This is a genomic window from Butyricicoccus sp. (assembly GCF_050872565.1).
Taxonomy (GTDB): domain Bacteria; phylum Bacillota; class Clostridia; order Oscillospirales; family Butyricicoccaceae; genus Butyricicoccus_A.
In genome coordinates, this window is the sequence record NZ_JBNMHC010000069.1 from 1 (window position 1) to 8,153 (window position 8,153).

At 44.6% G+C, this 8,153-nt stretch carries 6 protein-coding genes, 1 tRNA gene and 1 CRISPR repeat array; all 7 genes read right to left on the reverse strand.

All coding sequences use genetic code 11. From position 1 onward, the window contains the following. Window position 1: 1 nt before the first annotated feature. A CRISPR array of direct repeats spans window positions 2–640; the repeat unit is 29 nt; unit sequence CGGTTCATCCCCACGTGTGTGGGGCAAAT. 88 nt (window positions 641–728) lie between these two features. Further along, window positions 729–1,337 carry a type I-E CRISPR-associated protein Cas6/Cse3/CasE gene (gene cas6e / locus ACR0P9_RS04555; protein ID WP_432617752.1) on the reverse strand — a complete coding sequence of 203 codons (609 nt, stop codon included), beginning with the start codon at window positions 1,335–1,337 and terminating at the stop codon, window positions 729–731. Next, on the reverse strand, window positions 1,324–2,022 hold the full coding sequence (gene cas5e / locus ACR0P9_RS04560) for a type I-E CRISPR-associated protein Cas5/CasD (protein ID WP_432617754.1): 699 nt from the start codon (window positions 2,020–2,022) through the stop codon (window positions 1,324–1,326). Before cas5e ends, cas6e begins: the two co-directional genes overlap by 14 nt. Before the next feature lie 10 nt (window positions 2,023–2,032). Further along, a complete protein-coding gene (cas7e, locus tag ACR0P9_RS04565) occupies window positions 2,033–3,169 on the reverse strand; it encodes a type I-E CRISPR-associated protein Cas7/Cse4/CasC (RefSeq protein WP_432617756.1) in 1,137 nt (378 codons plus the stop codon). Window positions 3,170–3,184: 15 nt separating this feature from the next. Beyond that, window positions 3,185–3,697: a type I-E CRISPR-associated protein Cse2/CasB gene (gene casB, locus ACR0P9_RS04570; RefSeq protein ID WP_432617758.1), complete on the reverse strand. Its 513-nt coding sequence runs from the start codon at window positions 3,695–3,697 to the stop codon at window positions 3,185–3,187. Continuing rightward, window positions 3,690–5,144 carry a type I-E CRISPR-associated protein Cse1/CasA gene (gene casA, locus ACR0P9_RS04575; RefSeq protein ID WP_432617760.1) on the reverse strand — a complete coding sequence of 485 codons (1,455 nt, stop codon included), beginning with the start codon at window positions 5,142–5,144 and terminating at the stop codon, window positions 3,690–3,692. Before casA ends, casB begins: the two co-directional genes overlap by 8 nt. A gap of 95 nt (window positions 5,145–5,239) precedes the next feature. Continuing rightward, window positions 5,240–7,783, reverse strand: a complete 2,544-nt coding sequence (gene cas3 / locus ACR0P9_RS04580; RefSeq protein WP_432617762.1) for a CRISPR-associated helicase Cas3' — start codon at window positions 7,781–7,783, stop codon at window positions 5,240–5,242. A 232-nt stretch (window positions 7,784–8,015) separates the two neighbouring features. Further along, a tRNA-Thr gene (locus ACR0P9_RS04585) sits at window positions 8,016–8,091 on the reverse strand. Window positions 8,092–8,153 lie beyond the last annotated feature (62 nt).

The window sequence follows — 8,153 nt, forward strand, 5'->3', positions numbered from 1 at the left end:
CCGGTTCATCCCCACGTGTGTGGGGCAAATAGTTTGATAAACAGGATGATGAGATCATCAGTCGGTTCATCCCCACGTGTGTGGGGCAAATGAATACCGTCCCATGCGCTGAACTCTACGCGCGGTTCATCCCCACGTGTGTGGGGCAAATGTACACACAGTTTCGTCATGATACCCATTCTCCGGTTCATCCCCACGTGTGTGGGGCAAATTCCGGAGCGAGTGCGCCGGTTGCCGATGCCGACGGTTCATCCCCACGTGTGTGGGGCAAATGCAAAAATTTCTTCTGTTGTCATTGTTTACACCGGTTCATCCCCACGTGTGTGGGGCAAATATGGACGTAACCAAACGTTGTTTAGTTACATACGGTTCATCCCCACGTGTGTGGGGCAAATGTGGAATCTTCCGATACGGTCAGTCCCAACGCCGGTTCATCCCCACGTGTGTGGGGCAAATGGCAAAGCCTTCCAGTACTCGCGCAACCAAGCCGGTTCATCCCCACGTGTGTGGGGCAAATGGTTCGCAATTGTTCCTGCCATTGCCATTTAAGCGGTTCATCCCCACGTGTGTGGGGCAAATATACAGCTTGCCGCTGTTTGCGGTGCCGATAGCGGTTCATCCCCACGTGTGTGGGGCAAATACTGAAACGAAGTTCAGAAAACCGCATGTTTCTCACGGAGATAGCCATTTCCGCCGTAATAATAGTATAAACGATTTAAGCTAGTCTATCAAGACAAAAGAAGCATACCAAAACCATACGCCTTTCCGGCACCAATTCCGCACCGCAATGCATCTTGAAATTTTACCGCATCGGTAATCTGCAAGATTCCCTGATACCGATACCCATCAAAATACATTCTGCCAGAGGCACTCAAATGCTTTCCAATCTGCCGAACATGCTCTAGTTCATTTACTGCAAGGAATTGAAACCCAAACTGTTCTGCTTTTCTTTGCATCCATTCCAATCGTTCCTGCGTTGTTTTCAATACTCGACGCTGACTGTTTTTCCGTCCTTCAGACGGAACTTTTTTTGTGGGCAATGCCAGCAAATCAAAATGTTTTGTCATACCTTCCTGCATACTATCAGCCCAAGAGGAAATGTTTCTCTGTCCAATCAGAGTCATTGGATGTGGAATTTTTGACGCATCGATTGGCGTATCAGAATAAAGGTAAATCGCATACTGACCGCAGTCCATTCGCACTCGATATAAAATATTCGATGATTTTCTATCTGTTCCAAAAAAGCTTGTCACCAGTTGATGCATTTTCTGACAATCGGCAAGTGCGTCCTGTATTCCTCTGTCGTTCAATACAAATCCGATTTTACTCAGATACATAGGGCACCTCCTTTACTGTTCCGCGCCAAACACGTCGTCTGGCAAAACGGCGGTATCCATCTGCAAGTACGACATCGGAGCGGGACAACGTCGAATCTCCTGTATTGGAAATCTCACTTTCATATCGACAGTTCTGTTTTGTATTCCCTCTCGGATCTCTTCGCTTGGTTTGAATCGGATAGGTTTGCAGAGCTTGCGCAATATCGGTATATTCCTCTGTCACGCCAACGAGCACTGGTCTAGAAGGAACACAGCTCTTTCTTCCCAAATATAAACACCATTTCGGATGTTGAAGCGCGTAAATCATTCTCTCCCGCCAGTCATCTGCACAATCAATGAAAACCAGAAAACTAGCATCCTGCAAATACTGCCGCTGCGAGATAAACGTATCTCCCAGACTGCGCCGCTTTCCAGCTGCGTTCATCAGCGGATTACCTGTTACTGTGTGAAAATCTACCAGCCGCGTGCCCGCTCTGTCCTCTCGCACAGCCAGCGTCATTGCATCAGACATCGCTGCGATTTCCGGATTTCCGCGTTCCAATCCCATCGCACAGGCGAGCAATCCGACAATGCCGGATTTCGTCGGCATATCACCAGTGTCACGAATATCCCATTTCGCGTCTGTTCCCCAAGACTGCAACATTCCTTCCAGACAAAGCACCAGCAGTTTTTTATTTTCTGCCATCTCTGTCACCTCACTTCAACAGCTCTGTTACCTGTTCCAGTAATGCTTGGAAATTTTTGCACTGCTCAGCTTCGCATTTCGGTTTCACATCATATTTGCTGCTGCAGAACCACAAACGCTTGTCCACTGCCAAACCAAAGTCATTGACCAAAGTATCTGTTTCATCCGCCAATCTCTGAATGCTGTTCTTCACCAAATCAGCTTTGATTGTCGGGCGCACCGGCTCTACAAAGGCATTGACCAGATTTACCGGAATCTTATCCTGCTTGACTTCTACCATCATAGCACTCGGCAGAGTATGTCCGGCAAAGCTGTTCTGCTTTCCCGAAGGGTTAGTCATTGCCATCGCACGCAACAACGCAGGAATTGCCTTTTGAATCAGTTTCTCTGCATTGTCTGCATATTTCAAATTCTCCTTTAACGCATCCGTATCAATCGATGCATAAATATAATAACAAGACGAATTGTAATCGGTATCACCGATCATTGCGGAACCGGATTCTTCCATCGTATCACCGCTGAGTAAGTCATCCATCGCTGTAAAGTAGTCGGATTCCAATGCCACCTTATTGGTGGAAACGGCATGTGCCACCTGCATCGATGCTTCCACATCACGGAACGCATTGGATGTCACCATTCGTCCAAACAAGGCAATGTCCAATGTTACCGGACGGACATTTGCATCTTTTACTGCGGCCTGTAAATCCTTTGCCTTGAGTTTCTTGACTGCTTTGATGTCTGCACAATCATCAAGGATTTCCTTTATTTTTACTGCAACCGACTCAATATCCTGCGGAGCAAAAAACATGACCTGAGCTGTCGTGCTCCCATCTTTGTTTTCCTTTCCCTCTTTGTTTCCGAATCCGGACAGCTTCGGTTGAACTTCTTTCAAAACATCTTCCGAAACACCTTTTTCTGCCAGTGCCTCACAAACCAATTGCGGGAACTTGCGGGTACGAATACCCAGATTTTCCTCCCCAATTGCCTGGCAGAATTGTTCCGATTTTCTCCAGTTTCGTTTCAGGCACTGGCTGGAGATTCGTCCGCGAGTATATCCGCCAAACAAGCAGGTCTTCGGCGAACCGGTTTCATCGCGGTTCAGGTTGGTTGCCGGATAGTTCTTTAACATATGTACTTCAATTAACATGATTGTCTCCTTTCATCACGCGGTTGGATTTGTCCGATAAAAGCTATATGCCCATTCTCTCTGAACATATTGGCTGTCATAATTCCAGCCCTGTAAACTTTTCAATAGAGCTACACAATCTACTGCATATCCCTTTGCCTTGACCATTTTTATGATGCGCACCAGCTTGGTGAGCAAATATCCGTCATCATCCCATTTCAAATCCAGCAAGCCGGTGAGACGATGCTCCATGCTTTCCGATATTGTTTCCTCTCTGCGCAAATCCGAAAGAATATGCGGCAGCGGTCTCGCTTCTCGTTGCTCTTCCTCCCAATTCCACATGCAATAGATGCAAGCGACTGCGAACCATTTTTTCTGGGTTTCTCCCGCCTCCGGCGGATAGCACTTATAGAACGCTGCAATGGCTCGTCCATCCGCTTCATGCAGCATTTTTCCGGCGGAACGCTTTAACACAGCACGCTCTCCCGTCGACAATGCATTTACACGCTCTAAAAATGCAGAAATTTCCTTATCCCGTTCTTCACTCATTCGCCTGATTCTCCTTTCGTATCTTTTTCAGCGCTGCAAACAGAATGCCCTGCTGCTTCGTAACATCCATTAACGACTGCCCACGCAGTAACGTTCTCTTCATCGCTCGATCCCATGCAGCCTTTGCTTCTGTTTCAATCACATCTTCTACCCATTTCCTACGGCATTCTTGATAATTGGGATGCTCTGCTGTCAGATCCTCTTTGCACAGTCTCAACAATGCGGTGCCACATGCATTATAAAATTCCGCTTCTGCCTGTGCCACGTTTTGTGGCGGCATTTCCTCGTGCGTCAGTGCTTTTCTCAATGCACTGGCTGTCTGCTCTGCCCATTGAATGTCTTTTTTAATATGCTGCACACAACTCCGATTTTGCAGCATGGTCTCCGGAATATCAAAATCCTGCCGAATTGCAGACAAATAATTCGCATTATTTGTCTGCACACCATAAACAGTCAACGGAATATACTTGCTCTTCAAGAGCTGTTCATCCAATTCCGGATATTGCGCTACAATCAAAGACTTGTTGTCTCCAATTAGATCGTGCAAGTTTCTCCAAATGGCTTTTTCATGATTGGGACGCCATGGAAACCGCCCTTTTTCATTGCTGCGATAGGTCACATGTGGATCGGTCCAGTTATCTACTGCTGTATCGTTCAAACCCTGACAGAAATAAACCTCTCTCACGGTCTCTGTTTCCTCGTCCGGAATCAACAAAATTCTTCGAGCCGGAAACTGCATCCCATACAGCCACGAGACGTTCGTCACCTGCTTTTTCGGTTCAATGACCATCTCATTGCGCCAGAGCACCGGCATACTATCAAAATCTCGCGTTTGCTCGGTGCTTATCATTGAGTACACCAGCGTTTGAAATAGATTCTTTCCTCGAATTAGAACAAAATACGGCGGCGCACCATTTACACCGGATGGATAGCCCTGCGCTCCCGCTGTACAAAACAGCTGTACCGCCAACATCATACGCATTGCTTCATCGTAGGAAAATGCAATTTCTCGATTCTCTCTGTGGTCAAAGTGTGTGTGATTGTTTCCATTTGGGATCGTATAATCCAATGTACTTACAGGCTTTCGTACGGTATCCCACTGCGCACAAAACGGTGCCTGCATAAACGGACGCTCTGCATCAAACAAGTCAAAACTAACGCCTTCTGCTCTGCACTGCGAAATATATGCATCCACAACCTCTGCATCAAATGCACCAGATTCCAGCAGCGTATTAATTGCATCAAAATCTTTTGGTCTGATTGCATCCATTAAGAATGCAATCAAAAATCGATACACAGCGTATTCTACCATTGGTGAGCCATCTGAAATCTCTCGCAATTCATGCGCTTGTAATACTGTATCGCGGATACCCAGCAGTTTTTTCTGTCCTGACGAATCAACGACAGGAATCCATCCCTGTTTGATTACATCAAATTTTGATTTCAATGCTTTCCCTCCTCGTGTATTTTTATAATTCATTTCTAACTTATTATTTTATCTGTCATATATATAATATCCTCTTTTTCTTTTTTTGTCAACCCCTATTCTATGCAAGCTCCCAATACCGTGTCAAAAACAATACGGATTCCATTTTCCTCAAAGGTTTCATCATCCGATGGAAACATCGTGACACCAAACAACAATCCCGTTCCCTTTAGTGCCTGCTTGCTTATCAGAATATCTTCTACTTGCTTTTTTACAAGAGATACGCTTTGTTTCAGGACATCTTTAGCAAGTCTCTGTGAAATCACCTGTTTATCCGCAATTTTCTTATGCACCGTTTCATATAATTCTGAACGAACGAGAGCAATCCGTACCGTTGCTTCTCCCAGTCTTGTCTTTGCCGAAAAATAACTGTCTGTCTCTGCATCATCAAATGCAAATTGATTGATTTTTTGTATCGGGTCAAATCCATCCTTCGGATGGCTCAGACAATATATTTCACTCTGATTTGCTCGAATCTCATCGCCAATCTCTGTTTCCCACCAAGTTTCCAGATATTTTTCTGGCGCTTTTTCTTCATCATAGCCGTCTGCAACCAATTGCGCCATGTCCTCTGGAATCCGAACGCACTCTCTATCCTGCAGCAGATGAATGCTCTGTCGAAGCAAACAGATCGGATAAACATAACCATCCGCGGCAAATGCCGAATCATCTGCCTCTTCTCCATCCTCCGGCACCATAACATAAAAGACAGGATTTTTTATATTAGCAGGACGTTTGGTTTCCTCATGACGAAATTCTCTGCCTGTTCGCTGCAAGAGAAGATCCATTGGTGCAACCGAAGACATAAAAATATCAAAGTCTACATCTAGTGACTGTTCTACGACTTGTGTCGCAACAAGAATTGCTTTTTTCGGGCGATAGCTCTTATCCTTTCCAAATAATTGCAGACATGTTTTTTCAATTTCATCTCTGCGTTCCGCAGGAAATCTCGCGTGAAACAACAGTGTTTCTCCGTCAAAGTCAATCTCTTGGATTGCTTGATAAACTTCCTGTGCTTGTTTGACGGTATTGAGCATAACGCACAAACAGCCACCCTGTTCCGTCAATTGAATTGCTTGCATGGCAATCTGTTGCGGCTGATGTAAAATAGGCAGCAAGTTTATCTGTACGGTCTGCCTGCGCGTAATCTCTGTAATCGGCCTCACCAACAATTTTCCTGACTGTGTAACCGCTGTAACAACTGGATATGTATTGTCCACTGCTTCCGCTGTGTATGGTTTCAACATTTGTTGTTTCTTTTTCTGTGTCAGCGTTGCCGAAAGCAGAACAACTGGAATTTCCAATGCCTTACACCATTCAAGCAGACGTTCCACAATTGTCCCCATATACATATCATATGCATGAAGTTCATCCACTAACAAAACTTTTCCAGACAATCCCAGCAAGCGTAAACAGCCATATTTTATCATCATGGCAGCCATCATAGCCTGATCGATTGTTCCAACAGCATATTGACTCAACAATCCTCTGCGCACAGGTGCCAGCCAATTTCTAGCTGTTTTCGCACATTCTTCATCGTCAATATGCAAATCTCCTTCCGGAATACTGTCGGCGTCCTGCATCCACGCCATTCCATGCAGCAATCTAACATCATCTCGAAGCCATTTTCGCATACGACCAACCATTTGATTGGAGGTTGCAGCTGTCGGCAACGCAAAATAAATGCCGTTTTTTTGATACTGTTTTCCCATCTGTACCGCTGCATAACAGCCTGCTTCCGTCTTTCCTTCTCCCATAGGCGCTTCAAGCAAAACAAGTGCAATGTGTTCCTTTCGTTCTTCTTGGAACAACTTTTCAACTTCCTTTTGCAACGGACGCATCTGTTCTTTTGAAAACTCTGGCCATACTTCTGAAAAAGTATCTCCAAACGTTCGATCAACCTTATCCAATCCACTTTGCTCCACAAAGTCGCATATTCTTTCTTGAACCTTCTCAAAATCAGGAGAACAATCAGTTTCTTTTTCAAAATAATCGCTGGAAGAAATCCAATCTGCCAAAACCGTGAGACCAAGCAAAATAGCTCCGACTGTTCCTCTATCTTCTTCCTGAATTTCTGGAAGAATTACATGAGTATTGCTTTTCATAAAATACTCTCGCATGTTTCGTTCGTATTCTATTTGATAGTCTTCCAGCAATTCTATATCAGGTGATGCCTCTCCATTCTTTCCTTGATGATGTGCTCCTAGAATTGCAGCATAAAATCGTGCTGTTTTCTTATCACATCCTTGCATTTTCCAAATTTCCGTTCTAAGAATCTGCTCTGTTGTCTTCTCGTGTCGATATTTTTCCAGAAATGTATCATCCGGACACAAATGTTCTGCTATCAATACTTCTTTCGTCTGACTATCCTGTGCTTGAAAATAATAGTCTATTTTTCCAATATCATGCAAAGAAACCAAATATCCAACAAATTGCCGTAACTGTATTCGTTCTAATCGCATCAAAGAAGACAAAAGCTGCACAGTTCCATCTGACAGCATTTTGTCAAACAGAATCTGTGCAGCAATTCCTGCAATTTTACCATGTGTTGTAATCGACATTTTGGGGACACTTTTCGCCCAAAAAAGTTCTAGTTTCATACCCTATCTCCCCAATTTTTTAATAGGAAAATGCAGCCCCCACAAATGTGGGGCGTTCTTATTATAATTCATCTCTAACGGTTCATCGCCCCATAAGAGGCGCTCATGTGCTGCATTTTCCTGTTTCTATTATACAAATTCTAACTTCAATTTGCAATACCTGAAAATCTTTTTATTCGATGATTCTAAAAGCACCAAAAAAGCCTGATTTCTCACGAAATCAGGCTTCAAATGGAGCTGCTAGGCAGATTTGAACTGCCGACCTCATCCTTACCAAGGATGCGCTCTACCGACTGAGCTATAGCAGCAAATGAAGATATGTTTCAATCTTCATGCTTATGGCGACCCGGATCGGGCTCGAACCGACGAC

What these genes read in the sequence shown, in the direction of transcription:
- cas6e (WP_432617752.1), bottom strand. Translation starts at nt 1,337, where the DNA reads ATGTATCTGAGTAAAATCGGATTTGTATTGAACGACAGAGGAATACAG.
- casB (WP_432617758.1), bottom strand. Translation starts at nt 3,697, where the DNA reads ATGAGTGAAGAACGGGATAAGGAAATTTCTGCATTTTTAGAGCGTGTA.
- cas5e (WP_432617754.1), bottom strand. Translation starts at nt 2,022, where the DNA reads ATGGCAGAAAATAAAAAACTGCTGGTGCTTTGTCTGGAAGGAATGTTG.
- cas7e (WP_432617756.1), bottom strand. Translation starts at nt 3,169, where the DNA reads ATGTTAATTGAAGTACATATGTTAAAGAACTATCCGGCAACCAACCTG.
- cas3 (WP_432617762.1), bottom strand. Translation starts at nt 7,783, where the DNA reads ATGAAACTAGAACTTTTTTGGGCGAAAAGTGTCCCCAAAATGTCGATT.